Origin of the sequence: Pseudomonas sp. MWU347 (genome assembly GCF_017947305.1) — a bacterium.
GTDB lineage: Bacteria > Pseudomonadota > Gammaproteobacteria > Pseudomonadales > Pseudomonadaceae > Aquipseudomonas > Aquipseudomonas putida_A.
The window spans coordinates 285,084-310,032 of sequence record NZ_JAFGZB010000006.1 but is presented as its reverse complement, the minus strand read 5'-3'; the positions used below and the strand labels follow the sequence as shown (position 1 = coordinate 310,032).

The window sequence follows — 24,949 nt, the reverse complement described above, 5'->3', positions numbered from 1 at the left end:
CCTGAATGCCCAGTCGTTTAAAGATCTGTCTCGCCCTATGTTGCGTCAGCCTGTGCCTGACGACTCAGGTGCAGGCCAGCTTCGTCACCGCGCAAGATTATGTGCTGCGCAGCCGCTCGGGCCACGAAGCGCCATCCGTGTCCCTTGAACCCGCGCAACGGCTATGGCTGGAGAGTCGCCGCGAACTGGTACTGGGCACTTCCGCGCCGGACTATCCGCCGTTCGACATGACCGCCAGCGGTCGTGATTACGAAGGTTTTACCGCCGACTACGCCGGTCTGCTCGAACAGGCTGTCGGGTTGCCAATCCGGGTCCAGCGCTTTGCCTCACGGGAAGCCGCCTTGCAGGCGTTGATTGCAGGTCAGGTCGACATGCTCGGTACGGCCAACGGTTTCGAGGCCAGTAACGCAAATATCCTGCTTTCAACGCCCTACGCCATCGATCAGCCGGTTCTGGTTACCCGCGAAGGCGAGACCCGCTCGCTGACTGAAGGCCTGGCCGGTCTGCGGCTGAGCATGGTCTATCACTATCTGCCCCAGGATGAGGTCAAGGCGCAGTATCCCAAAGCCATCCTGACGTCCTATCCCTCCTATCAAAACGCAATCAACGCGGTGGCTTTCGATCAGGCTGACGTGTTTCTGGGTGACACCATTTCCACCCACTACATGATCAACAAGGGTTATCTGAACAACATTCGCATGGCCAATTTCGGCAAACAGGAAGCCCATGGTTTCAGCTTCGCCGTTCACGCCGACAACCCGCAACTGCTGGCGATCATCAACACCGTGCTGCAAGCCATACCGGCCAGCGAACGGGACAACATCGCCAAGCGCTGGAGCGCCGGCAGCGACATTCTGCTGACCGACCAGAAGCTGCAATTGACCCACCACGAAGAACAGTGGCTCAAACAGCACCCGGTGCTACGCGTCGTCGTCAACGAGGCGTTCGCGCCGCTGACATTCTTCGACAGCGACGGCAACCTGCGGGGCATCACTGCCGACCTGCTCGAACTGCTGCGCCTGCGTACCGGCCTGCGCTTCGAACTGGTCCGCAGCCGCAGTGACGGAGAAATGATCGAGCAGATCAATCAACATCGGGCGGATCTTATCGCCGCGTTGCTACCCAGCCCCCAACGGGAAAAGACCCTGCAATTCAGCCGTCCCTATCTGGAAAACTCCTTCGTCCTGCTGACGCGCAAATCCGCTGACAGCCCGACACATCCCACCCAGCTCAAGAACCGATACCTGGCGATTGCCCAAGGCAGTCCCATGGCTGATTACCTGCGCCGCGAATTCCCCAACATCCACCTGATCGAAACCTCCGACACTTTCGGTGCCGCAACCTTGCTTGCCGAAGGCAAGGCCGATGGCGCCGTCGCCTCGCTGGTGATTGCCAATTATCTGATTTCATCGCGGATCTTCGAACATCAGTTGCAGATCACCACCACCCTGGGCACACGTCAGGCGGCCTTCTCGCTGGCCAGCGCCCGTGACAATGCCGAACTGGGCTCGATCCTCGACAAGGCGCTGCTGAGCATCACACCGGAGGAACTGGGGGTCATCAACAGTCGTTGGCGCGGCTTCTCCAATGCGGCTCAAAGCAACTGGCATCACTACAAGCGCCTGTTTTACCAATTGATCGGCGCGGCCTGCCTGCTGCTGTTGCTGTCGCTGTTGTGGAACGCCTACATGCGTCGCCAGATCAAGCAACGCCAGGCCGCCGAACGGGCACTCAACGATCAGTTCGAATTCATGCGTTCACTGGTCAACGGCACCCCTCACCCGATCTACGTGCGCGACCGCCAGGGTCTGCTGCAAAGCTGCAACGACAGCTACCTCGAAGCCTTCAACGCCAAACGCGAAGACGTGATCGGCAAAAGTGTCATGCAGGGCACCCTGAGCAACGCCTTCGAAGCCCAGGCATACCAGGCGGATTACCAGCGGGTGGTGGCCGAAGGCACGCCTCTGCTGCTCGATCGACCGCTGCACATCGGTGGCCGGCGTTTGACGATCTACCACTGGATCCTGCCGTACCGCGACTCCAGTGGCGATGTGCAAGGGATCATCGGCGGCTGGATCGACATCAGTGAACGTCGCCAGTTGTTCGATGAACTGCGCCGGGCCAAGGAACAGGCGGACAACGCCAACCGCGCCAAAAGTACCTTTCTGGCCACCATGAGCCACGAAATCCGCACGCCGATGAATGCCATTATCGGCATGCTCGAACTGACGCTCGAACGCATGAATGATCAGGCTCCGGATCGCTCCTCCATTGAAACCGCCTACTGCTCGGCCAAGGATCTGCTGGGCCTGATCGGCGACATTCTCGATATCGCGCGGATCGAGTCCGGGCACCTGAGCCTGAGCCCGGAACGGGTCAATCTGGTCGAAACAGTGGCGTCGGTGGTCAGGATCTTCGACGGCCTCGCCCGCCAGAAAAACCTCCTCCTGCCGCTGATCATCAATCCGCCCGGGCTGCAGGTCGACGTGGAACTGGATCCGTTGCGCTTCAAGCAGATCCTGTCGAACCTGATCAGCAATGCCATCAAATTCACTGAGTCCGGGCAGGTGCGGATCAATCTGGATGTGCTGCCCAACGGGCCGGGCCAATGCTCGCTCGTTCAGTTGACGATCCAGGACACCGGGGTCGGCATCAGCATCGAAGATCAACAACGCCTGTTCGAGCCGTTCGCCCAGACCGAGAGTGGCCGGCAGCAAGCTCGCAGTGGCGCAGGCCTGGGGCTGGTGATCTGTCGCAACCTGTGTGAAATGATGGGTGGGCAGCTGCAGTTGAGCAGCCAGCCGGGGATCGGCACCCAGGTCTGCCTGTCACTGCCGCTGCAAACGCTGCCGTGCCAGGTGACCACGGCAAAAACCGAGCCTGTGCTGCATACCTCTGCGCCACTGAACATTCTGGTGGTCGACGATCATCCGGCCAATCGCCTGCTGATGTGCCAGCAACTGGAGTTCCTCGGGCACCGATTCACCCTCGCCGAAGAGGGTCGGAGTGGATTCGAGAAATGGCAGACCGGTGCATTCGACCTGGTTATCGCTGACTGCAACATGCCGTTGATGAACGGCTACGAACTGACCGAGGCGATCCGCCAACAGGAACAACGCACTGGCCGCCCTCCGTGTACCGTGCTGGGCTTCACGGCCAACGCGCAGCCTGAAGAAGTACAGCGCTGCAAACAGGCCGGCATGAATGACTGCCTGTTCAAGCCGTTGAGCCTCAGCGCACTGAGCCACTGGATCAATGGTCTGCAGCCCGCGACGCTTGAACCGGCGTTCAATCTTGACGGGTTGAGTCAGTTGACTGGCGGCAACCCGCTGCAAGTCCGGCGTCTGCTCACGCAATTGCTCAAGAGCAGCCGTCTCGATCGCGAGGAATTATTAGCCCTGGCCCCCTGCAATGATCGTCAGGCAGTGGCGCTGGTCGCCCACAAGATCAAAGGCGCCGCCCGGATCGCCCAGGCCTCGCGTCTGATCGCCTGTTGCGATGCGCTGGAACAGGCCTGCATGCAGACAACGCCCGCACCGACCATCGTGCGCTGCGTCGAGGCCACCGACGCAGCCATGCTCGAACTGGAGCAGGCGTTGCGGCAACAACTGGAACCGTTCGAAGAAAGCACAATGACCGAGCCTTAACTATGCTTGGACGCTGAGCAGTGTGTTTACTTCAATGGAGAGTCAGCAATGCCCAGCCCACTGCGCCCGGATCAACGCCGGTTCCCGTTGCACGTGCACATCAGCGTCATGTTCACCTTTCTGCTGTTGCTCACAGGCGTCGTGCTGGGGTTGTTCAACTATCGCCAGACCACCCGGATCATCCTGTCGAGCAGTGAAAACCTGTTCAATCGCATCGAACAGGATGTGCGCCTGGACCTGCATTCAACCTACGAACCGATCCGGCACCTGCTGAGCCTGCTGGCCGACAATCAGGCGGCCGAGGCGCCGAACCTGCAACAGCGTCTGGCGCTGCTCAAGCCGTTCAGTCAGTCGCTCAAGGACAACACCGATCTCGCCTCGCTGTATCTGGGGTACGGCAACGGCGATTTCTTCATGGTCCGGCCCTTGCGCACCAGTGCGCTGAAAACCCTGCTCAAGGCACCACCAACAGCGGCCTATCAGGTCTGGAGCATCGAGCACGACGCCAGCGGCACCGTATTGTCGCAGTCACTGTTCTTCGACCAGACGCTGACGCCTGTCGGACGCGACACCAATCCCGACGACCGCTACGACCCGCGTACCCGCAACTGGTACAGCAACGCCCTGCAACAGGGCGATCAGATCACCACCGAACCCTATGTATTTTTCTCCACGCACAATGTGGGCACCACCCTGGCCCGACGCAGCAGCGCAACCAGTGTGATCGGTGCCGATCTGACTTTGGAGGCACTCTCGGCCACCTTGACCAAGCATGTGGTCACCCCCTCGACCGAAATCGTGTTGTTCGATGCCGATGGCAATGCCGTGGCCTATCCGGACAGCAGCCGGCTGATCGTCGACGGCAGCAGCGCACGCCTGGCCAAAGCGGCCGACCTCAGTCCGAATCTGCACGCGTTGCTGTCCACCGCCCATCCGGGCAAACGGCTCGACGTCAATGGCCGCCACTGGATCGTCGCCCGCAGCACCCTGCAGGAAGGCGGGCCGAAAGGTTTGCAGATGGCCCTGCTGGTGCCCGAGGACGAACTGCTTGCCGATGCCTACCGCATGCGCTGGCAAGGCGCGCTGATCACCTTGGCGATCTTGCTGCTGTGCCTGCCGCTGGGCTGGCTGATCTCGCGGATTCTGGTCAAACCGTTGCACGCGCTGGTCAAGGAAGCCGACGCGATCCGCAGTTTCGATTTCAACTTTCCGGTCACCCGCCGCTCGCCGGTGCTGGAGGTTGACCAGTTGAGCCTGTCGATGGCGCGCATGAAGGACACGCTCGCCAGTTTCTTCCGCATCACCGACAGCCTCTGCGCCGAAACCCGCTTCGCCCCGCTGCTGCAAAGGGTGCTGTTCGAAACGGTGCAGATCGCCCAGGCGCAGGCGGGGTTGATCTATCTGCGCGAAAGCGATGGCAACCGGATGGAGCCTTACGGACTGGTCATTGATGGCGCCTCGCACGAGCCGGGCGAGTTCGCTGTGCTGGGCCGGGATCTCCTGGCCGATCAAGGGCCGGCGTGGTTCCAGCAACTGATCAACGCTGACAACGTGGTCAGCAGCCTTGGCTTCGAGCAGGCCGGGGACTTGCAGAAAGTCCTGTTGGCCATGCAGTCGCCGCGCATCCACCTGATCGGCATCCGCCTGCGTAATCGGCACAACGAAACCATCGGCCTGTTGCTTCTGCTGATCAACGACAGCGGCAGCGCTCAGGACCTGGAAAAACTGCGCCCGGACCGCATCGGCTTCCTGCAAGCCGTGTCTGGTGCGGCGGCGGTGAGTATCGAAAGTCAGCGCCTGCAAGCGAAGCAAAAACAGTTGCTCGATGCGTTCATCCAGTTACTGGCCGGCGCCATCGACGCCAAGAGCCCGTACACCGGTGGCCACTGCCAGCGCGTGCCGGAACTGACCCTGATGCTCGCGCAGGCCGCGGCCGCCAGCCAGGCGCCGGCGTTCCAGAGCTACCAACCGAGCGAAGACGAATGGGAAGCCCTGCACATTGCGGCCTGGCTGCACGATTGCGGCAAAGTCACGACGCCGGAGTATGTCGTCGACAAGGCGACCAAACTGGAAACCCTCAACGATCGCATCCACGAAATCCGCACCCGTTTCGAAGTGCTCAAGCGCGATGCCTGGATCAGTTACTGGCAGGCGATCGCACTGGGCGGCAACGCGGCGCAACTGAGCGAACTGCGTGACGCCACGCTGACGCAACTGGATGACGACTTTGCCTTCGTTGCCCGTTGCAATCTGGGCGGTGAGGCCATGGCGCCCGCCGATCTGCAACGTCTTGAACGCATTGCCGAGCGCCGCTGGATGCGCACCCTCGATGATCGCTTGGGGGTGTCATGGGAGGAAAACCGCCGCCAGGCGCAAACGCCGGCGGCGAATCTGCCAGTCAGCGAGCCACTGCTGGCGGACAAGCCCGAACATCTGATCGAACGCGCCGACAGCGAACTGATTCCGGAAGACAATCCGTGGGGGTTCAAACTGGATGTGCCGCGTTACAAATACAATCGCGGCGAACTGTACAACCTGAGCATTGCCCGGGGCACGCTGACCCGCGAAGAGCGCTACATCATCAATCACCACATGGTGCAGACAATCCTGATGCTCAGCCACCTACCCTTCCCCGGGCACCTGGACAGCGTTGCGGAAATCGCCGGTGGGCATCACGAAAAGATGGACGGCAGCGGTTATCCCAAACGCCTGAAGCGCGAGGACATGAGCCTGCCGGCACGGATGATGGCGATTGCCGATATTTTCGAGGCACTGACAGCGGCGGATCGACCGTACAAGAAGGCCAAATCCTTGAACGAGGCGCTGGGGATCATGGCCACCATGTCCCGCGAGGCGCACATCGACCCCGAGCTGTTTGCGCTGTTCATCAACGATGGGGTGTACATGCAGTACGCCGCACGGTTTCTCGATCCGCGCCAGATCGATGTGGTGGATCCGGCCAGCCTGCTGCGCAAGGCTGGCCTGAGTGCCTGATCAGCAGTCGGTCAGACGCAGGAAAATCGCCGCCAGTTGCTCGATTCCGGCCTGATCGGCGGTGCCGAAACGTGCAAGTTTCGGGCTGTCGAGATCAAGTACGCCGATCAGCCGACCGTCCTTGACCAGCGGCACTACCAGCTCGCTGTTGGAGGCGCTGTCGCAAGCGATATGACCGGGGAACGCATGCACGTCTTCAACGCGCTGGGTCTGCCGACTGGCCGCTGCCGCGCCACACACACCGCGACCGAACGGAATGCGCACACAGGCGATCTGCCCCTGAAACGGGCCAAGCACCAGTTCTTCGTTGCGATTGAGGTAGAAACCGGCCCAGTTCAAATCGTCGAGCTGGTTGAACAGGAACGCCGAAAACTGCGCGGCGTTGGCGATGAAATCGCGCTCGTCCGCCAGCAGCGATTCCAGTTGTGCGGCCAACATGCCATAGCCTTCGAGGCCCTGGCCGCTTTGTTGCAAATCAATCATGCCTTGTGCTCCAGCAATTTCAGTCCCACCCAGTAACGGGCGAATTGGTACGCGCAACGTCCGTTGCGATTGCCGCGCCCGGTTGCCCAGCGCACGGCGAGGATGTCGAGCTCTTCGTCGCGCTGCCAGCTCAAACCGGCCTTGGCGGCCAACTGGCCGATCCAGTGCTCGACGACGTTGAGGAAGTGTTCCTGGGTAAATGGATAAAACGACAACCACAGGCCGAAACGGTCGGACAAGGCGATCTTGTCTTCCACCGCCTCACTCGGATGCAGCTCGCCGTCGACGCGTTTCCAGTTTTCGTTGTCGCTTTCCTTTTCCGGCACCAGATGGCGGCGGTTGGAAGTGGCGTACAGCAGAACGTTGTCCGGGGCCTGTTCGAGCGAGCCGTCGAGCACGCTTTTCAGCACGCGATAATCGCCTTCGCCAGATTCGAACGACAGGTCATCGCAGAACAGCACGAAGCGTTGCGGCAGTTTGCCGATCTGCTCGACCACGCGCGGCAGGTCGGCCAGATGGTCGCGCTCGATTTCGATCAAACGCAGGCCGGCCTTGGCGTGTTCGGCCAGCAACGCGCGCACCAGCGACGATTTACCGGTGCCGCGCGAGCCCCAGAGCAGCGCATGGTTCGCCGGCATGCCGTCGAGAAACTGCTGAGTGTTGCGGCCCAGTTGTTCCAACTGACGATCAACACCGATCAGGTCGGACAGGCGCATGTCGAGGCTGACTTCCAGTGGCAGCAAATAGCCGCTGCGCCCGTCACGCTGCCAGCGCGCCGCCAGGCAGGTTTCCCAGTCGATCAGCGGACGCGGCGCCGGCAGCAAGGGTTCGATCCGCGCCAGAACCGACTCGGCGCGTTCAAGAAAAGCATTCAATCGGGAATCCACGTCTTCTCCTCGGGCACGTTCACAGTGATGATGTCGATCCAGCGACGACAGACAGATCTCAATCCCCGTTCAAGCCTTGTTACAAGGCGCTTCGGGAACCTCGGTATCCATACATGATCGACTATGCTTGAGCAGCGAAGGGAAACGGAAGTGGTTCAACACCCCATGGATATCAAATTCACCCACCGGCTGTCATACAAGCAAGCCAGATTCACGGTGCTGGTCGGGTTCGTTCTGGGCACGCTGCTCAGCCTGCTGCAAATCGGCATCGATTATGCCAGTGAAGACGCCTCCATCAACCGTGAAATCCTGTCTTTGCTGGAAATCAGCCACAATCCGGCGTCGCGAATCGCCTACAACATCGATGCGGAACTGGCGCAGGAACTGACCCTGGGCCTGTTGCGTTCGCCGGCGATCATCTCGGCGCAACTGACCGACAACAACGGCAACGTCCTGGCCAACGTCAAGCGCCCGGAGCTGCAAAGCGGTTACCGGGTGATCAGCGACTTCCTGTTCGGTGCCAAGCGCCAGTTCGAAGACCGCCTGTACCTCGATCACCTGCCCGAGGAATCACTGGGCACGCTGAGCCTGGAGGTCGATACCTACGCGTTCGGCAGCCGGTTTCTGCGCCGCGCCGAAGTCACCCTGCTCAACGGCTTTGCCCGCAGCCTGATTCTCACTGGCATCCTGTTGGCGCTGTTCTACGTGATGCTGACCAAGCCACTGGTGCGCCTGATCCGGGAACTCAGCGCGCGTGACGCACGCAGTGCAGAACCGACGACCCTGGAATGTCCGGCCGGCCACGCCAATGACGAGATCGGCGTACTGGTCAAAGTCGCCAACCAGCAGTTCGACAATATCGCCACGGAAATCCAGCAACGGCGCAACGCGGAAAACCGCCTCACCGATTACCTCGGGCAACTGGAGCACATCGTCTCGGCCCGCACCGCCGAGCTCAAGGCCATCAACACCCGGCTCAGCCAGTCCAACGAAGAACTGGAAGTCGCTCGCAGCACCGCACTGGACATGGCCGAAGCGCGCTCGGCATTCCTCGCCAACATGAGCCACGAGATCCGCACCCCGCTCAACGGCCTGCTGGGGATGATCGCCCTGTCCCTCGACGGGCCGCTGAATGCCGAGCAGCAACAGCAACTGTCGATTGCCCATGACTCGGGCAAGGTGCTGGTCGAGCTGCTTAACGATATTCTCGACCTGTCCAAGTTCGATGCCGGGCAACTGGAGCTCGAACACATCCCGTTCGACCTCGGCTCGCTGATCGAGGACACCGCCAACCTGCTGTCGCAGAACGCCGCGCCGAGCGTCGAGCTGACTTGCCTGATCGACCCGCACTTCCCCGCGCTGGTGCTGGGGGATCCGACCCGGGTACGGCAGATCGTCAGCAACCTGCTGTCCAATGCCCTTAAGTTCACCCGCTTCGGCCGGGTCGATGTGCGCCTGTCCGCCCACAAGGACGGGGTGCGCATCGAAGTCTGCGACACCGGCATTGGCATCGCTCAGGATGCCCAGGTGAAAATCTTCCAGCCGTTCACCCAGGCCGGTGCCGGCATCACCCGGCAGTACGGCGGCACCGGTCTCGGTCTGGCGTTGACCTACAACCTGTGCGAGGCCATGCAAGGCCGATTGACCATCAGTTCCGAGGCCGGTTTCGGCAGTCAGTTCTGCGCCGACCTGCCACTGCTGTGTCACACCCGGGCGGTCATGCCGCCGCCACTGCACGGCAAGGTGCTGGCGATCACGGCCGCCAGCAGCGGGCTGGCGGAACTGCTCAAGACATTGCTGCCGGTGTGGGGCGTGACCTATGAACAGCGCACCATGGATGACCCGCTGCTGGGCCTGTCACCCGATCTGCTGATCACCGATTGCCCGGAATGCCTGTTCAGTCTGCGCCCGACCATCAGCGCACCGATCCTCGTCGTAACCGCTTATGGCAGTTTCATGCCCGGCGAAGAAGCCGCCGCGCTGGCGCCATTGCAGCAACAAGCCCGACCGCTGGCACGCAACGCGCTGTACCAGATCCTGCGGCGCATTCTGCTGGCCGATGTCACTACGAGCAACGATGCGCGCCTCGAGAGCCAGCCGGTCCGGCGGCGCGGAAAGGTGCTGCTGGTGGAGGACAATCCGGTCAATCAACTGGTGGCCAAAGGCATGCTCGGCAAGCTCGGTTGCGACGTGGTGGTCGCTGCCCACGGTGCCGAGGCGCTGGATCAACTGGAGCACGATGAGTTCGATCTGGTGCTGATGGACTGCAACATGCCGGTGATGGACGGCTACGAAGCGAGCCGGCAGATCCGCCAGAGCGGGCGCTGGCCGCATTTGCCGATCGTCGCGCTGACCGCCAACGCCATGTCCGAGGAACGCGAGCGCTGCCGTGCGGCCGGCATGAGCGATTACCTGGCCAAGCCGTTCCGCCGCGAAGAGCTGGCGGCCCTGCTCGACCAGTGGATGCCGGCTACGTCAGCGCTTTGATCTGCCCCAGCAGATGATCAAGGCCATTGCGCAAATCGTTGAGCCGATCAAGATCCACCCCGCTGTCGCACAACAACCGGGCCTTGAGCGGCCCGACCTGCTCGCGCAGCGCTTGGCCTTGCGCGGTCAGGCTCAGATGCACTTCACGCTCGTCGCGCGTCGAACGCTGGCGCTGCACCCACTGCAATTGTTCAAGACGCTTGAGCAACGGCGTCAGGGTGCCGGAGTCCAGCGCCAGGCGCTCGCCCAACGCCTTGACCGTCGGTTGCTCCGGTGCACTGTCCTGCCACTCCCACAGCACCAGCATCGCCAGGTACTGCGGGTAGGTCAGGCCGAGTTGATCGAGCATCGGCTTGTAAGCGCGAATCACCGCCCGGGACGCGGCGTACAACTTGAAGCACAACTGACTGTCGAGCTTCAGCGAATCGTCGGGCAGGCTGTTCATTTGAGCAGGGCTTCGATCTCGCCGCTGATGTCCTGCGGCTTGGTGGTCGGGGCGAAACGCTTGACCAGTTGCCCATCCTTGCCGATCAGGAACTTGGTGAAGTTCCACTTGATGCCCTCGGAGCCGAGCAAACCCGGAGCGCGCTTTTTCAACTGCACGAACAGCGGATGCGCATCAGACCCGTTGACGTCGATCTTCTTGAACAGCGGGAAACTCACGCCGTAATTCAACTCACAGAACTCACTGATCGCACCCTCGTTACCCGGCTCCTGCTTGCCGAACTGATTGCACGGGAATCCCAATACCACCAGGCCCTGATCCTTGTAGGTCTGCCACAGCTCTTCCAGGCCTTTGTATTGCGGGGTGAAGCCACATTTGCTGGCGGTGTTGACCACCAACACCGCTTTGCCGGCGAAATCGGCCAGGGTCTTTTGCTCACCCTTGATGGTGGTGACGGGGATATTCAGCAGGTTGTCGCTCATGAGACGGCTCCACGGGTTATCGGGAAAGGCCAAACATAGCGAGCAATTAAATTGTGTGCAATTTAATTATCCGAAAGGCGACCCGCAGGTCGCCGGTCCGCTTACTCGCGCGGCTCGAGATTCAGGCACACCGAGTTGATGCAATAACGCAAGCCAGTCGGTGGCGGGCCATCGGGGAACACGTGACCCAGATGCGCGTCGCAGCGGGCGCATTTGACCTCGGTGCGGATCATGCCGTGGCTGGTATCGCGAATCTCGGTCATGGCGCTTTCGCCGATCGGCGCGTAGAAGCTCGGCCAGCCGCAGCCGGAATCGAATTTTGTCGTGGAGTCGAACAGCGGCTCATTGCAGCAGACGCAGTGATAGACACCGTCGGTTTTGGTGTCGTTGTATTTGCCGGAAAACGGCCGTTCGGTCGCACTGAGACGGCACACGTTGTACTGCTCGGGGTCGAGCATCGCCCGCCATTCTTCCAGGGTTTTTTCCAACTTTTCCATCATCACACCTCAGCGGCTGAAAAAGCCCGATCTGTACCTTTTCCACGGATCGGGTGGCACGTATGATTGCGCCTCGTCACACGCCAGTCTGGCAGCCAGACCGGGCGCATTCAAACGGATTCTCGGCGCCATGGCGCAAGACTCCGCCTGTGCGAAGACGCAGGAATCCCAGTACGGTTGGCCATCCGCCGTCTGGATCGTTCATTTTCGGGATCACATCGCCATGCAGTTCAGCAAATCGAACAAGCTCGCCAACGTCTGCTACGACATTCGCGGCCCGGTGCTCAAGCACGCCAAACGTCTGGAGGAGGAAGGCCAGCGCATCCTCAAGCTGAACATCGGCAACCCGGCGCCGTTTGGTTTCGAAGCGCCGGACGAAATTCTTCAGGATGTGATCCGCAACCTGCCGACCGCCCAAGGCTACAGCGACTCCAAAGGCCTGTTCAGTGCCCGTAAGGCGGTGATGCAGTACTACCAGCAAAAAAATGTCGAAGGTGTCGGCATCGAAGACATCTATCTGGGCAACGGCGTGTCCGAGCTGATCGTGATGTCGTTGCAGGCGCTGCTCAACAACGGCGACGAAGTACTGGTACCGGCCCCGGACTACCCGCTGTGGACCGCCGCCGTGAGCCTGGCCGGCGGTAACGCCGTGCACTACCTGTGCGACGAGGGCGCCGACTGGTTCCCTGATCTGGCCGACATCAAGGCCAAGATCACCCCGAACACCAAGGCCATGGTGATCATCAACCCGAACAACCCGACTGGCGCGGTGTATTCCAAGGAAGTGTTGCTGGGCATGCTGGAAATCGCCCGCGCGCACAACCTGGTGGTGTTTTCCGACGAGATCTACGACAAGATCCTTTACGACGACGCCGTGCACATCTGCACCGCTTCGCTGGCGCCAGACCTGCTGTGCCTGACCTTCAACGGTCTGTCAAAATCCTACCGCGTGGCGGGTTTCCGCTCCGGCTGGATCGCCATCTCCGGGCCGAAACACAATGCCCAGAGCTACATCGAAGGCATCGACATGCTGGCCAACATGCGCCTGTGTGCCAACGTCCCGAGTCAGCATGCGATTCAGACCGCCCTCGGCGGCTATCAGAGCATCAATGACCTGGTACTGCCGCAGGGCCGCCTGCTGGAGCAGCGCAACCGCACCTGGGAATTGCTCAACGACATTCCGGGCGTCAGCTGCGTCAAGCCGATGGGCGCGCTGTATGCGTTCCCGCGGATCGACCCGAAAGTCTGCCCGATCCACAACGACGAAAAATTCGTCCTCGACCTGCTGCTTTCCGAGAAGCTGCTGGTGGTGCAAGGCACGGCCTTCAACTGGCCGTGGCCGGATCACTTCCGCGTGGTGACCTTGCCCCGCGTCGACGATCTGGAAATGGCCATCGGCCGCATCGGCAACTTCCTCAAGTCCTACCGCCAGTAACCGGTCAACGGTGCGCAACGGCCCGAACGTTGCGCACTGTCTGATTCAGCAACACTTCTGCTCTCCCCGCCTCGCTGCGCCTTCTACACTTGCGATTCATAGGGCCCACCCGCCTCTGGCGCAGTGGCGGCGGGTAGCGGCTGGCTGTCATCCCTTTCGGTTTTGGCCGTGGGCAATGACCTGCCGACTCGGGAATCCGCTGTAGGACACAGTTTGAAATAGTCACTCGGTTGAATCACCCGGTGCCGCACCTTATATACCCCGCAGTACGCTACATCTTTAGCTTGAGGAGATTTCTACAACCATGATGCGCATCCTGCTGTTTTTGGCCACTAACCTGGCGGTCGTGCTGATAGCCAGCATCACCCTGAGCCTGTTCGGCTTCAACGGGTTCATGGCGGCCAACGGGGTTGATCTCAACCTCAGTCAGCTGCTGGTTTTCTGTGCGGTCTTTGGTTTCGCCGGTTCACTGTTCTCGCTGTTCATCTCCAAGTGGATGGCGAAGATGAGCACCAGCACCCAGATCATCAGCCAGCCACGTACCCGGCATGAGCAATGGCTGCTGCAAACCGTCGAGCAACTGTCCCGCGAAGCCGGGATCAAGATGCCCGAAGTCGGTATTTTCCCGGCCTACGAAGCAAACGCCTTCGCCACCGGCTGGAACAAGAACGACGCGCTGGTCGCGGTCAGTCAGGGCCTGCTCGAACGTTTTTCGCCAGATGAAGTGAAAGCCGTTCTGGCCCACGAAATCGGTCACGTGGCCAACGGTGACATGGTCACCCTGGCGCTGATCCAGGGCGTGGTGAACACCTTTGTGATGTTCTTCGCGCGGATCATCGGCAACTTCGTCGACAAGGTGATTTTCAAGAACGAAGAAGGCCAGGGTATCGCCTACTACGTGGCGACGATCTTCGCCGAGCTGGTTCTGGGCATTCTCGCCAGCGCCATCGTCATGTGGTTCTCGCGCAAACGCGAATTCCGTGCCGATGAAGCCGGCGCACGTCTGGCCGGTACCAATGCGATGATCGGTGCATTGCAACGCCTGCGCGCCGAACAGGGCCTGCCGGTGCACATGCCGGACACCCTGAACGCATTCGGCATCAACGGTGGCATCAAACAAGGCTTTGCCCGCATGTTCATGAGCCACCCGCCGCTGGAAGAGCGTATCGACGCGCTGCGTCGTCGCGGTTGATCGGTTTGGCTCAGTAACGAAAAGGCCCGCAGCGATGCGGGCCTTTTTTTGTGCGCGGGATTATGGGTTGCCTGTTCTGGCCTCTTCGGGAGCAAGCCCCCTCCCACAGTGTTTTCTGGTGTATTCAAGATTGCTATTACACCGACGCTCCCTGTGGGAGCGGGCTTGCTCGCGAAAAGGCCGTTAATGCCGATACAAAACTATCGGCCAGAAACCCGATAAGCCCGCTCCTCCAACCGCGTTACCCCCGCCTGCAGGAACCTGACACTCTCCGCCAGCACATCCTGCTCTTCCAGCATTCCCACCTGCCAGGCGCCAGCCAGCAAGCGCTGCACCTCATCATCGCTCACCGCAAACGGTGGCCCGGACATCTGCGCCTGATCGTAATCCAGGGTGATCAACAACCCTTGCACACTTTGCGGCAGGATCTGCTGCAAATGCGCCGCATAGCGCTCACGCATCGGAGCCGGCAAGGCAATCAGCGCTGCCCGGTCGTACAACGCCGCGCAATCCGCTACATCGTCGGCTGTCAGCGCAAAGAAATCACCGCACCACAACTCGATGGAATCGGCGCGATAGACCTTGAACGGCCCCTTGGCACTGACCTGCGGCGTTACCTGATGCTCACTGAAAAAATTCTCGACGGCCTTCAGCGACAGCTCGACTCCGAGCACCAGATGCCCGCGCCCGGCCAGCCACAGCAGATCCAGGCTTTTCCCGCACAGCGGCACCAGCACCCGGGTCTGGGCCGGGATCGCCAGTTGCGGCCAGTGCCGCTGCAAATACGGGTTCACCTCAGGCAAATGAAAGCCGATCTGATTGGATTCCCACTTCTTGTGCCAAAACTCAGGCTGCATGCATCACCCCAAAAAATTCGATCAAAAGGCGTTAAAACTTATATTAGATTTAGATCAATGATCTGACTGAAGATGAGGCCATCTTACCGCTCAGGAACCTTTCCATGTTTCCCAGCCTGTTTATCTCCCACGGCTCACCGATGCTGGCCCTGGAACCCGGTGCCAGTGGCCCGGCGCTGGCGCGTCTGGCGGCCGAACTGCCGCGGCCTAAAGCCATCGTGATCGTCTCTGCCCACTGGGAAAGCCAGGAACTGCTGGTCAGCAGCAATCCTCGTCCGGAAACCTGGCATGACTTCGGCGGCTTCCCGCGTGCCCTTTTCGAAGTGCAGTACCCGGCACCGGGCAATCCGCAACTGGCAGCCGAAGTGGCTGAATTGCTTGACGCCGCGCATCTGCCGGCACGCCTCGATCCGCAACGACCGTTCGATCACGGCGTCTGGGTGCCGCTGTCGCTGATGTACCCGCAGGCGGATATTCCGGTGGTGCAGGTGTCGCTGCCGAGTCGCGGCGGCCCGGTGTTGCAAACCCGTGTCGGACAAGCGCTGGCGAGTCTGCGCGAACAGGGCATTCTGCTGATCGGCTCCGGCAGCATCACCCACAACCTGCGCGAACTGGACTGGCATGCCGGCCCGGAAAGCGTCGAGCCGTGGGCACGGGACTTCCGTGACTGGATGATCGACAAGCTGGCGGCCGACGATGAGGCGGCACTGCACGATTATCGTGAGCAGGCGCCCAATGCGGTGCGCAGCCATCCGAGTGACGAGCATTTGCTGCCGCTGTATTTTGCCCGTGGTGCGGGAGGTGAGTTCCGCGTAGCGCATAAAGGCTTCACGATGGGTGCACTGGGTATGGATATCTATCGCTTCGGCTGACGTCATCGCTGGCAAGCCAGCTCCCACAGGGTTGTGGGGCGAGGCAAAAAGCAGGCAAAAAAAATCCCCGAACCAGTCGAGGATTTTTCATGTTCGATCAATCAGCCCAAGGGCGGATCAATCTTCGCGGTAGCGACGCAGTTTCAGCTGCTTGCCAGCGACGCGAGTGTCCTTCAGCTTGGTCAGGAGTTTGTCCAGACCATCTTCCGGCAGCTCGACGAGGCTGAAGCTGTCACGCACCTGGATGCGACCGATCGCTTCGCGGGCCAGACCACCTTCGTTGAGGATGGCGCCCAGCAGGTTCTTGGCGGCGATACCGTCACGCGCACCCAGCGCGGTACGGCAACGGGCACGACCTTCGCCCAGAGGCATTGGCGCGCGACGCTCGCGGTCACCACGCTCAGGACGATCACCGGAACGCTCAGGACGGTCGCCACGCGGTGCGTTGTTCGGCACCAGTGGGCGTTCCTTCTCGATCGCCGCCAGGTTCAGCGCTTGACCGTTGGTCGCCTTGCGCAGCAGAGCTGCAGCCAGGGCACGCGGGGTGCAACCGATGTCAGCGGTCAGGCGATCCAGCAGTTCGCCGTGAGTCGACTCAGCATCAGCGACCAGCGGCGACAGGCTGTTGGTCAGTTTCTTGATGCGTGCATCGAGAACGGCCTGAGCGTCCGGCAGACGCACTTCGGCAACCTTCTGACCGGTGACACGTTCGATCACTTGCAGCATGCGGCGCTCACGTGGAGTCACCAGCAGCAGTGCGCGACCTTCGCGACCGGCACGGCCGGTACGGCCGATACGGTGCACGTAGGATTCCGGGTCGTACGGCATGTCCACGTTGAATACGTGGGTGATGCGCGGAACGTCCAGACCACGGGCAGCCACGTCGGTCGCGACAACGATGTCCAGGCGGCCATCTTTCAGCGAGTCGATGACGCGTTCACGCTGGTTCTGGGCGATGTCACCGTTCAGCGCAGCGGCCTTGTAACCTTTGGCGTCGAGGGCACTGGCCAGATCCAGGGTCGCTTGCTTGGTGCGCACGAACATGATCAGCGCGTCGAAGTCTTCCACTTCCAGCAAGCTGAGAACGGCGGAGGTCTTCTGGTCAGCGTGAACCAACAGGTGAGCCTGTTCGATCGCGGTAACGGTCTGGGTCTTGCTCTGGATCTTCACGTGCTTCGGATCGCGCAGGTGGCGCTCGGCGATGGCACGGATCGACTGCGGCAGGGTTGCCGAGAACAATACGGTCTGACGGGTTTCCGGCATGGCCTTGAAGATCACTTCCAGGTCGTCCATGAAACCGAGTTTGAGCATTTCGTCTGCTTCGTCCAGAACCAGGTGGTTCACGGTAGCGAGGACTTTTTCGTCGCGACGCAGGTGGTCGCACAGACGGCCCGGAGTGGCGACAACGATCTGTGCGCCATTACGGATTGCTTTCAATTGTGGGCCCATCGGCGCGCCGCCGTAGACAGCCACAACAGTTACGCCCGGCATTTGCTTGGCGTAAGTTTCGAAAGCGGTTGCAACTTGTAGCGCCAACTCACGAGTTGGGGCCAGGATCAGAGCTTGCGGCTCGCGCTTGGACGGATCAATGCGGTGCAGGATAGGCAGGGCAAAGGCAGCGGTTTTACCGGTACCGGTTTGCGCCTGACCAATCATATCGTGACCGGCGAGGATGATCGGGATCGACTGCTGCTGAATGGCCGAAGGCTCTTCATAGCCGGTAGCGACTACTGCAGCGACAATATTGGGATGAAGTTCAAGAGCGGCGAAGCCGCCGATTTCCTGGGTCATGGGTCTGCCTCTAAGTGCATCCGCAAAGACCCATGCTCCAAAGCTGCACATGCCGTGTTGAGACTCAAGAGTCGCCCTGGCAGCTTTGTCGGCGGGGATTTGCGAAAACGTATGAATGAAAAAGAATCGTCAAGGAAGAGCCCGCAGTGCGGACATGCAGCCGAAGCTGACTTCGGGGAATTGCGCTACCTAAACGCGGCCCGGTTAAAGGCCGGCGCGCACTATACCGGAATTTGCCCGAAAAGGGAGCTTTTTTTATCGCCTGAATCGGTGTGTCACCGCTGTGTAACGGGGTTTTGCGGATAATCGTGCAAAGGTCTATTTTGCAAAGGCCCGGCCCTGCGGGTGATGACGCTTAAACGATTCATCGATGTGCGGCATACCGTCGCTGCACCCGCCCTTCCCGCCCGAGGATTTCTCCATGAATCAGCCCTGCCCCGGCCGCGTCAGCCGTGAACGTCGAGGTCATATCCACTTGATCGGCCTCGACCGGGCCGCCAAACGCAACGCCTTCGACCTCGATCTGCTCAATGACTTGAGCCTGGCCTACGGCGAGTTCGAGGCCGACAGCGAGGCGCGAGTGGCGGTGGTGTTCGGGCATGGCGAACACTTTACCGCCGGTCTGGATCTGCTCAACGCCAGCGCCGCCCTCGCCGAAGGCTGGCAGGTTCCGACCGGTGGTTGCGACCCATGGGGTGTTTTCGTTGGTCCACGGGTCAGCAAACCGGTCATTGTCGCCGCGCAGGGCTACTGCCTGACCATCGGTATCGAGTTGATGCTGGCCGCGGATATCAACCTGTGCGCGAGCAATACCCGCTTCGCGCAAATGGAAGTGCAGCGGGGGATTTTTCCGTTTGGGGGCGCGACATTGCGCTTTCACCAGGTGGCCGGTTGGGGCAACGCGATGCGCTGGTTGCTGACCGGCGATGAGTTTGATGCCCACGATGCGTTGCGTCTGGGTTTGGTGCAGGAAGTGATGGCCAGTGAGGATCTGTTGCCGCGGGCGATCGAACTGGCCGAACGGATTGCCCGGCAGGCACCGTTGGGGGTGCAGGCAACGCTGATGTCGGCGCGCCAGGCGCGGTATGAAGGCGAGACGGCGGCGGCGCAGGGATTGCCGGCGCTGGTGAAGAAGTTGCTGGGGAGTGAGGATGCCAAGGAGGGGGTGAGGTCGCTGGTTGAGCGGCGCCCGGGCATCTTCAAAGGGATCTGAGAAAAAGGGTGTTCTTCAGGCCCTCTTCGCGAGCAAGCTCGCTCCCACATTTGGAATGCATTTCAAGTGTGGGAGCGGGCTTGCTCGCGAAGGGGCCATCACTGACCACTCAAGTCGCCGGGCGAATCGCCTTGATCAACGACTGCAGCGAATACCCCAGCCGTGGCGCCAGCACTTCGGCGCGGGCGGTCAGCGCCTGCATGTCCAGCTCCTGATCGAGATCCGCCGGCACAATCAGAATCACATTGCCCTCCTTCACCGGCAGCTCCCAGTAATGCCGGTGATAGAGCCCGCGCAGCAACGCCGCGCCCAACGGTTTGCCGTCATCGGTGGCCCACTGGTTGATCACCAGCCAGCCGCCCGGGTTCAGACGCTTCTGACAGTCGCCGAGAAAACTCCAGGCCAGATGCCCGACACCCGGGCCGACATCGGTGTACAGATCGACAAAGATCAGATCCGCAGGCTCGGCCGTCGGTAGCAGTTCCAGCGCATCGCCGACCCGAATGTACAAGCGCGGATCGTCATCCAGCCCCAGGTACTCGATCGCCAGACGCGGCACGTCCGGGCGCAGTTCGATGGCTTCGACGTCTTCCAGCGGCAGGAACTTGAGGCAGGCCTGGGTCAGCGTGCCGGCACCGAGGCCGAGAAACAGCGCGCTCTCCGGTTGCTCATGGCACAACGCGCCAATCAGCATCGCCCGGGTGTAGTCATATTCGAGCCAGCTCGGATCGGCGGTGAACACGCAGCTCTGTTCGATGGCATCGCCAAATTCCAGAAAGCGGTAATCGGCCACTTCCAGCACGCGAATCACGCCGAACTCATCCTGTACCTCGGCGAGCAACAGCTCGACGCGCTCCTCAGTCATTTCGTCTCCTGATGGTCACCGGGCGCGGTGACGCGATGGCACCGCTGCGGCGCCGTGGCAAAGCGGCGATTGTCGGTGATGGGGCGGGAGCAGGTCACGCACTAATTGCTGCTACCATGGGCTTCCCGTGCGTAGAACCAATTAGAGACCGTGATGAGCCAACCGTGGAGCCCTGACAGCTGGCGCGCCCTGCCGATCCAGCAACAACCCCAATACCCCGACGCCGCGCACCTGCGCCAGGTCGAGCAGACCCTGGCCAGTTATCCGCCGCTGGTGTTTGCCGGAGAAGCGCGCGAGCTGCGCCGTCAGTTTGCCGAAGTGACTCAGGGTCGGGCGTTCCTGCTGCAGGGCGGCGATTGCGCGGAAAGCTTTGCCGAGTTCTCGGCGGCGAAGATTCGCGACACTTTTAAAGTGCTGCTGCAAATGGCGATCGTCATGACCTTCGCCGCCGGTTGCCCGGTGGTCAAGGTCGGGCGCATGGCCGGCCAGTTCGCCAAACCGCGCTCGGCCAACGATGAAACCATCGACGGCGTGACCCTGCCCGCCTACCGGGGCGACATCGTCAACGGCATCGGTTTCGATGAAAAAAGCCGCGTGCCGGATCCGGAGCGCCTGTTGCAGTCGTACCACCAGTCCACCGCCACCCTGAACCTGTTGCGCGCCTTCGCCCAGGGCGGTTTTGCCGACCTGCATCAGGTGCACAAGTGGAACCTGGACTTCATCGCCAACTCGGCACTGGCCGAAAAATACAGCCACCTCGCCGATCGCATCGATGAAACCCTGGCGTTCATGCGCGCCTGCGGCATGGACAGCTCGCCGCAACTGCGCGAAACCAGTTTCTTCACTGCCCACGAAGCGCTGCTGCTGAACTACGAAGAAGCCTTCGTGCGTCGCGACAGCCTGACCAACGATTACTACGATTGCTCGGCGCACATGCTGTGGATCGGTGACCGTACCCGTCAGCTCGACGGTGCTCACGTCGAATTCCTGCGCGGGGTGAACAACCCGATCGGGGTGAAAGTCGGCCCGAGCATGAACCCGGATGATCTGATTCGCCTGATCGACGTGCTCAACCCGGACAACGATCCGGGGCGCCTGAACCTGATTGCGCGGATGGGTGCGAACAAGGTCGGCGATCACCTGCCGGCGCTGATCCGTGCGGTGCAGCGTGAGGGCAAACAGGTGCTGTGGAGCTCCGACCCGATGCACGGCAACACCATCAAGGCCAGCAGCGGCTACAAGACCCGCGACTTCGCACAGATCCTTGGCGAGGTGAAGCAGTTCTTCCAGGTGCACGAAGCCGAGGGCACTTATGCCGGCGGGATTCATATCGAGATGACCGGGCAGAATGTCACCGAGTGCATCGGTGGTGCGCGGCCGATCACTGAAGACGGGTTGTCGGATCGTTATCACACCCACTGTGACCCGCGGATGAATGCCGATCAGTCGCTGGAACTGGCGTTTTTGATCGCGGAAACCCTGAAACAAGTCCGCCGCTAGACCGCATCGCTGCTTTCGCGAGCAAGCTCGCTCCCACATGGATTTTGTGTACGACACAGATCCAGTGTGGGAGCGGGCTTGCTCGCGAAGAGGCCCGCTCAGTCACAGCCGATCTGCGCCAATGCCACCCGCAACCGCCCCGCACTCTCACGCTGACAATTAAGCTGCACTCGCGCAAGCCCCAGCCAATCGGCCATCTGCCGCAAATTCAACGCCAGCGCCAGCATCCCCTCTTCGTCCAGCCCCGGCTCTTCCTCGTGCACTGCATGCACCGCCAATCGTCCCGACGCCCGCTCGGCGCGCAGATCGACCCGCGCGGCAATCCGCTCATTGTGCAGAAACGGCAACACGTAGTAGCCGTAGACCCGCTTGTCCTGCGGCGTGTAAATCTCCAGCCGATAGCGGAAGTCAAACAAGCGCTCGGTGCGACTGCGCTCCCAGATCAGCGAATCAAACGGTGACAACAGCGCACTGGCGACGACTTTTCGCGGGACTTTCGGCTGCGGCAGGCAGTAGGCGATCTGTCGCCAGCCGGCGACTTCGCAGGTCTGCAATTGCCCGCCCTCGACCAGCTCCGCCAGACGCGCGCGCGCATCGCCAGGGTTCAAGCGGAAATAATCGCGCAGATCCTTTTCCGTGCCGACGCCCAGTGCCTGGGCCGCGAGCAGCAGCAAACCACGTTGCGCTTCGGCTTCATCCGGCAACGGCTGCTGCAGAATCGACGTCGGGATCACCCGCTCCGGCAAATCATACAAACGCTCAAAACCGCGGCGGCCGGCGACGGTCACTTCACCGGTGGCGAACAACCATTCCAGCGCATGCTTTTCCGCGCTCCAGTCCCACCATTGCCCGGCCTTGTCCTCGCGGGTCGACAGACTGCCGGCGCCCAATGCACCGCGCGCCTCAACCGCGCTTAAAACCCGGCGCACGACGTCCTGCTGCTCAAGACCAAACTTCGCCAGTTGCTGATAGATGTCTCTGCCAGTTCTGGCCCGCTGCATCCGCCACCCCATCAACGGATACATCGCCAGCGGCAGCAACGACGCTTCGTGGCCCCAGTATTCGAACAGCGTGCGCCGACGGCCCGAACTCCAGGCAGCCTGGTCGAGCAGATCGGAAGAATAGGAACCCAGACGTGAAAACAGCGGCAGATAGTGCGAGCGCACCACGGCGTTGACGGAGTCGATCTGCAACAGCCCCAGCCGTTCGATCAGCCGGTTGAGTTGCGGCGCCTTGACGGTCGGCGGCTGGCGCCCGTTGAACCCTTGGGCAGCCAGCGCCAGTCGTCGCGCCCGTTTGAGAGAAAAGGCCAGAGTCGCGGGCATGAGCATCTCCTTGTCTGCTCGCAACCTACCTCACCTGAAAGTGGTTTGTGTAGTAAGGCCCTGATCATTTATGCATCGGATCGTCCCAGAACGGCCGGATGGCCTCGTGCTCGACGTCGGCACGGCTGACCCCGATGTCCTTCAGCGCTTCGTCGCTCAGGCTGGCAAGCAACTCGCGTTCTCGGTGCAGTTCGTACCAGCGGCTAAACTTGTGCAGCAGGTCGGAAACGATATGGCCGTGGCCGGAAAATTTTGTGTCGTCTACATACTCTCTTTGACCTTTCATCGTGTTGCCCTCCTTGTGGATGGCTCAAGTCTCGCGCTGGCGCTAAGATCAATCCAACGAATGTTTCTGATGGCATTCATCACGGAGATTCATCAATTGTCGGCCTACCCCAGTATCGATACCGATGTCCTGCGCACTTTCGTTGCGATTGCCGATCAGGGCGGTTTTACCCGCGCCGGCGAAATGGTCAACCGCACGCAATCGGCCGTGAGCATGCAGATGAAGCGCCTCGAAGAAGACGTGCTGCAACGCCAGCTATTCGAGCGCGACGGCCGCCAGGTGCGCCTGACTGCCGAGGGCCAGGTGCTGCTGGGTTACGCGCGGCGCATCCTGAAATTGCACAGCGAAGTGTTCAACACGCTGCGCGAGCCGCACATGGTCGGCACCGTGCGCATCGGTACGCCGGACGATTACGTGATGCGGTTTCTGCCAGGGATCCTCTCGCGGTTCGCTCAGTTCTACCCGCTGATCCAGATCGAAGTGCATTGCGAGTCCAGCAAGCAGTTGTTGCAGCGCACCGACCTTGATCTGTCGATCGTCACCCGCGAGCCGGGCAACGAGATCGGTCAGTTGCTGCGCAAGGAGCGTTTCGTCTGGGCCGAGGCGCAGAATTTCAGCGCCCACGAGCAGACGCCGTTGCCGCTGGCGATGTTCAACAGTGATTGTTTCTGCCGCTTGTGGGCCTGCAATGCGCTGGACGCAATGGGCCGCGACTACCGCATCGCCTACAACAGCACCAGCCTGTCGGCACTGATGGCGGTGGTGAGCGCGGGTCTGGCGATAACCGCGCAACTGGAAAGCCTGATCACCCCGGACATGCGCATTCTCGGCGCCGCCGAGGATCTGCCGCTGTTGCCTGAGGCCAGTATCATGTTGATCCGCAACCTGAACAATCCGTCGCCGATCACCGAATGCCTGGCCGAACACATCGTCGAAGGCTTCAAACTTTAAACGCGAGCATCACCGCGCACAGCACCAGAAAACCGCAGAACAGCCCGCGCAGGAGCCTTTCCGGCATGGCGTGGGCGACTTTCACCCCCCAACTGATGCTGGCCAGACCGCCGATGGCCAGCGGCAAGCCGATCATCCAGTCCACTTCGTGATGCACCGCGTACGTCACCAAGGTCACGCCGGTGCTCGGCAATGCCAACGCCAGCGACAGGCCCTGGGCAACCACTTGGCTGGTGCCGAACAGACTGGTCAGCACGGGCGTCGCCACCACGGCCCCGCCGACACCGAACAAACCGCCCATGGTCCCGGACGCTGCGCCGAGAACACCGAGCCATGGCCATGAGTAACGCATTTCGGAGGTCACGGCGGTTTTCTTGCCGAACATCTTCAGCAGGTTGTACGCCGAGAGCACCACGAGGAACGCGACAAAACCGATGCGCATGGTTTGCGCATCAATGCCCACCGCCCAGATCGAACCGATCCACGCAAAGCAAAAACCCATGACCGCCAACGGCAGCGCATGACGCAGCTCGATGCGATTGCGCTGATGATAGCGCCACAGCGCCAGCATCACGTTGGGCACCACCATCACCAGCGCCGTGCCTTGGGCGATCTGCTGATCAAGGCCAAACCATACGCCCAGCAGCGGGATGGCGATCAAACCACCGCCGATGCCGAAGATCCCGCCCAATGTGCCAAGGGCGGCGCCAAACAGCAGGTACAACAAAAACTCGATCACA

At 61.2% G+C, this 24,949-nt stretch carries 20 protein-coding genes; 9 read left to right on the top strand and 11 right to left on the bottom strand.

Annotated elements, in window-relative coordinates; all coding sequences use genetic code 11:
• Positions 1–5: 5 nt before the first annotated feature.
• On the top strand, positions 6–3,647 hold the full coding sequence (locus KCG87_RS15560) for a transporter substrate-binding domain-containing protein (protein ID WP_210558382.1): 3,642 nt from the start codon (positions 6–8) through the stop codon (positions 3,645–3,647).
• Positions 3,648–3,695: 48 nt separating this feature from the next.
• Positions 3,696–6,641, top strand: coding sequence for an HD domain-containing phosphohydrolase (locus tag KCG87_RS15555; RefSeq protein WP_210558380.1), 2,946 nt, complete (start codon positions 3,696–3,698; stop codon positions 6,639–6,641).
• Here KCG87_RS15555 and KCG87_RS15550 read toward each other — a convergent pair whose 3' ends face one another.
• Both KCG87_RS15550 and KCG87_RS15545 read right to left on the bottom strand, forming a co-directional pair.
• Complete coding sequence (locus tag KCG87_RS15550; RefSeq protein ID WP_123587425.1) at positions 6,642–7,124, bottom strand: GAF domain-containing protein; 483 nt, start codon at positions 7,122–7,124, stop codon at positions 6,642–6,644.
• A complete protein-coding gene (locus tag KCG87_RS15545) occupies positions 7,121–8,011 on the bottom strand; it encodes an ATP-binding protein (protein ID WP_027613432.1) in 891 nt (296 codons plus the stop codon). Before KCG87_RS15545 ends, KCG87_RS15550 begins: the two co-directional genes overlap by 4 nt.
• 165 nt (positions 8,012–8,176) lie before the next feature.
• Between KCG87_RS15545 and KCG87_RS15540 the strand changes: the two genes are divergently transcribed.
• Positions 8,177–10,498 (top strand): response regulator, encoded by a 2,322-nt coding sequence (locus KCG87_RS15540; protein ID WP_210558379.1) that lies wholly within the window; start codon positions 8,177–8,179, stop codon positions 10,496–10,498.
• Here KCG87_RS15540 and KCG87_RS15535 read toward each other — a convergent pair.
• The 3 genes from KCG87_RS15535 to msrB all read right to left on the bottom strand — a co-directional run bounded on the left by KCG87_RS15535 (position 10,482) and on the right by msrB (position 11,922).
• Positions 10,482–10,943 (bottom strand): MarR family transcriptional regulator, encoded by a 462-nt coding sequence (locus KCG87_RS15535; RefSeq protein ID WP_210558377.1) that lies wholly within the window; start codon positions 10,941–10,943, stop codon positions 10,482–10,484. The two genes, KCG87_RS15540 and KCG87_RS15535, sit on opposite strands and share 17 nt — an antisense overlap.
• Entirely contained in the window at positions 10,940–11,425 is a 486-nt protein-coding gene (locus KCG87_RS15530) for a glutathione peroxidase (protein WP_027613435.1), read from the bottom strand. The genes KCG87_RS15535 and KCG87_RS15530 overlap by 4 nt, the downstream gene beginning before the upstream one ends.
• A gap of 101 nt (positions 11,426–11,526) precedes the next feature.
• On the bottom strand, positions 11,527–11,922 hold the full coding sequence (gene msrB / locus KCG87_RS15525) for a peptide-methionine (R)-S-oxide reductase MsrB (protein WP_027613436.1): 396 nt from the start codon (positions 11,920–11,922) through the stop codon (positions 11,527–11,529).
• Between the two features lie 223 nt (positions 11,923–12,145).
• Between msrB and KCG87_RS15520 the strand changes: the two genes are divergently transcribed.
• Complete coding sequence (locus KCG87_RS15520) at positions 12,146–13,357, top strand: pyridoxal phosphate-dependent aminotransferase (protein ID WP_003226761.1); 1,212 nt, start codon at positions 12,146–12,148, stop codon at positions 13,355–13,357.
• Positions 13,358–13,661: 304 nt separating this feature from the next.
• Complete coding sequence (gene htpX / locus KCG87_RS15515; RefSeq protein WP_007964827.1) at positions 13,662–14,549, top strand: protease HtpX; 888 nt, start codon at positions 13,662–13,664, stop codon at positions 14,547–14,549.
• Between the two features lie 200 nt (positions 14,550–14,749).
• Here the strand turns inward: htpX and KCG87_RS15510 are convergent, their stop codons facing one another.
• Entirely contained in the window at positions 14,750–15,406 is a 657-nt protein-coding gene (locus tag KCG87_RS15510; protein WP_210558375.1) for a thiopurine S-methyltransferase, read from the bottom strand.
• A gap of 104 nt (positions 15,407–15,510) precedes the next feature.
• Between KCG87_RS15510 and KCG87_RS15505 the strand changes: the two genes are divergently transcribed.
• Positions 15,511–16,278 carry a class III extradiol ring-cleavage dioxygenase gene (locus KCG87_RS15505; RefSeq protein WP_210558373.1) on the top strand — a complete coding sequence of 256 codons (768 nt, stop codon included), beginning with the start codon at positions 15,511–15,513 and terminating at the stop codon, positions 16,276–16,278.
• Between the two features lie 117 nt (positions 16,279–16,395).
• On the opposite strand, the gene KCG87_RS15500 is transcribed toward KCG87_RS15505, so the two are convergent.
• Positions 16,396–18,069 carry a DEAD/DEAH box helicase gene (locus KCG87_RS15500; RefSeq protein ID WP_027613439.1) on the bottom strand — a complete coding sequence of 558 codons (1,674 nt, stop codon included), beginning with the start codon at positions 18,067–18,069 and terminating at the stop codon, positions 16,396–16,398.
• Positions 18,070–18,490: 421 nt separating this feature from the next.
• On the opposite strand from KCG87_RS15500, the gene KCG87_RS15495 reads away from it, so the two are divergent.
• Positions 18,491–19,282: a crotonase/enoyl-CoA hydratase family protein gene (locus tag KCG87_RS15495; protein WP_210558371.1), complete on the top strand. Its 792-nt coding sequence runs from the start codon at positions 18,491–18,493 to the stop codon at positions 19,280–19,282.
• 109 nt (positions 19,283–19,391) lie between these two features.
• On the opposite strand, the gene KCG87_RS15490 is transcribed toward KCG87_RS15495, so the two are convergent.
• The gene (locus tag KCG87_RS15490; RefSeq protein WP_027613441.1) at positions 19,392–20,147 is read right to left on the bottom strand and encodes a spermidine synthase; all 756 of its coding nucleotides are present in this window, start codon (positions 20,145–20,147) and stop codon (positions 19,392–19,394) included.
• Between the two features lie 153 nt (positions 20,148–20,300).
• On the opposite strand from KCG87_RS15490, the gene KCG87_RS15485 reads away from it, so the two are divergent.
• Positions 20,301–21,647: a 3-deoxy-7-phosphoheptulonate synthase class II gene (locus KCG87_RS15485; protein WP_007964815.1), complete on the top strand. Its 1,347-nt coding sequence runs from the start codon at positions 20,301–20,303 to the stop codon at positions 21,645–21,647.
• 98 nt (positions 21,648–21,745) lie between these two features.
• On the opposite strand, the gene KCG87_RS15480 is transcribed toward KCG87_RS15485, so the two are convergent.
• Positions 21,746–22,972, bottom strand: coding sequence for a winged helix-turn-helix domain-containing protein (locus tag KCG87_RS15480; protein WP_210558369.1), 1,227 nt, complete (start codon positions 22,970–22,972; stop codon positions 21,746–21,748).
• A 64-nt stretch (positions 22,973–23,036) separates the two neighbouring features.
• The gene (locus KCG87_RS15475; protein ID WP_007964812.1) at positions 23,037–23,258 is read right to left on the bottom strand and encodes a DUF1127 domain-containing protein; all 222 of its coding nucleotides are present in this window, start codon (positions 23,256–23,258) and stop codon (positions 23,037–23,039) included.
• A 96-nt stretch (positions 23,259–23,354) separates the two neighbouring features.
• On the opposite strand from KCG87_RS15475, the gene KCG87_RS15470 reads away from it, so the two are divergent.
• The gene (locus KCG87_RS15470; RefSeq protein ID WP_025113145.1) at positions 23,355–24,209 is read left to right on the top strand and encodes a LysR substrate-binding domain-containing protein; all 855 of its coding nucleotides are present in this window, start codon (positions 23,355–23,357) and stop codon (positions 24,207–24,209) included.
• On the opposite strand, the gene KCG87_RS15465 is transcribed toward KCG87_RS15470, so the two are convergent.
• Complete coding sequence (locus tag KCG87_RS15465) at positions 24,199–24,948, bottom strand: sulfite exporter TauE/SafE family protein (RefSeq protein WP_027613445.1); 750 nt, start codon at positions 24,946–24,948, stop codon at positions 24,199–24,201. The two genes, KCG87_RS15470 and KCG87_RS15465, sit on opposite strands and share 11 nt — an antisense overlap.
• Between the last annotated feature and the right edge of the window lies 1 nt (position 24,949).

Bases quoted from the DNA above. Each gene is read 5' to 3' on its own strand.
- KCG87_RS15500 (WP_027613439.1), bottom strand. From the start codon at position 18,069: ATGACCCAGGAAATCGGCGGCTTCGCCGCTCTTGAACTTCATCCCAAT.
- KCG87_RS15550 (WP_123587425.1), bottom strand. From the start codon at position 7,124: ATGATTGATTTGCAACAAAGCGGCCAGGGCCTCGAAGGCTATGGCATG.
- KCG87_RS15535 (WP_210558377.1), bottom strand. From the start codon at position 10,943: ATGAACAGCCTGCCCGACGATTCGCTGAAGCTCGACAGTCAGTTGTGC.
- KCG87_RS15495 (WP_210558371.1), top strand. From the start codon at position 18,491: ATGAATCAGCCCTGCCCCGGCCGCGTCAGCCGTGAACGTCGAGGTCAT.
- KCG87_RS15530 (WP_027613435.1), bottom strand. From the start codon at position 11,425: ATGAGCGACAACCTGCTGAATATCCCCGTCACCACCATCAAGGGTGAG.
- KCG87_RS15510 (WP_210558375.1), bottom strand. From the start codon at position 15,406: ATGCAGCCTGAGTTTTGGCACAAGAAGTGGGAATCCAATCAGATCGGC.
- msrB (WP_027613436.1), bottom strand. From the start codon at position 11,922: ATGGAAAAGTTGGAAAAAACCCTGGAAGAATGGCGGGCGATGCTCGAC.
- KCG87_RS15520 (WP_003226761.1), top strand. From the start codon at position 12,146: ATGCAGTTCAGCAAATCGAACAAGCTCGCCAACGTCTGCTACGACATT.
- KCG87_RS15480 (WP_210558369.1), bottom strand. From the start codon at position 22,972: ATGCCCGCGACTCTGGCCTTTTCTCTCAAACGGGCGCGACGACTGGCG.
- KCG87_RS15560 (WP_210558382.1), top strand. From the start codon at position 6: ATGCCCAGTCGTTTAAAGATCTGTCTCGCCCTATGTTGCGTCAGCCTG.
- KCG87_RS15505 (WP_210558373.1), top strand. From the start codon at position 15,511: ATGTTTCCCAGCCTGTTTATCTCCCACGGCTCACCGATGCTGGCCCTG.
- KCG87_RS15490 (WP_027613441.1), bottom strand. From the start codon at position 20,147: ATGACTGAGGAGCGCGTCGAGCTGTTGCTCGCCGAGGTACAGGATGAG.
- KCG87_RS15540 (WP_210558379.1), top strand. From the start codon at position 8,177: ATGGATATCAAATTCACCCACCGGCTGTCATACAAGCAAGCCAGATTC.
- KCG87_RS15485 (WP_007964815.1), top strand. From the start codon at position 20,301: ATGAGCCAACCGTGGAGCCCTGACAGCTGGCGCGCCCTGCCGATCCAG.
- htpX (WP_007964827.1), top strand. From the start codon at position 13,662: ATGATGCGCATCCTGCTGTTTTTGGCCACTAACCTGGCGGTCGTGCTG.
- KCG87_RS15475 (WP_007964812.1), bottom strand. From the start codon at position 23,258: ATGAAAGGTCAAAGAGAGTATGTAGACGACACAAAATTTTCCGGCCAC.
- KCG87_RS15555 (WP_210558380.1), top strand. From the start codon at position 3,696: ATGCCCAGCCCACTGCGCCCGGATCAACGCCGGTTCCCGTTGCACGTG.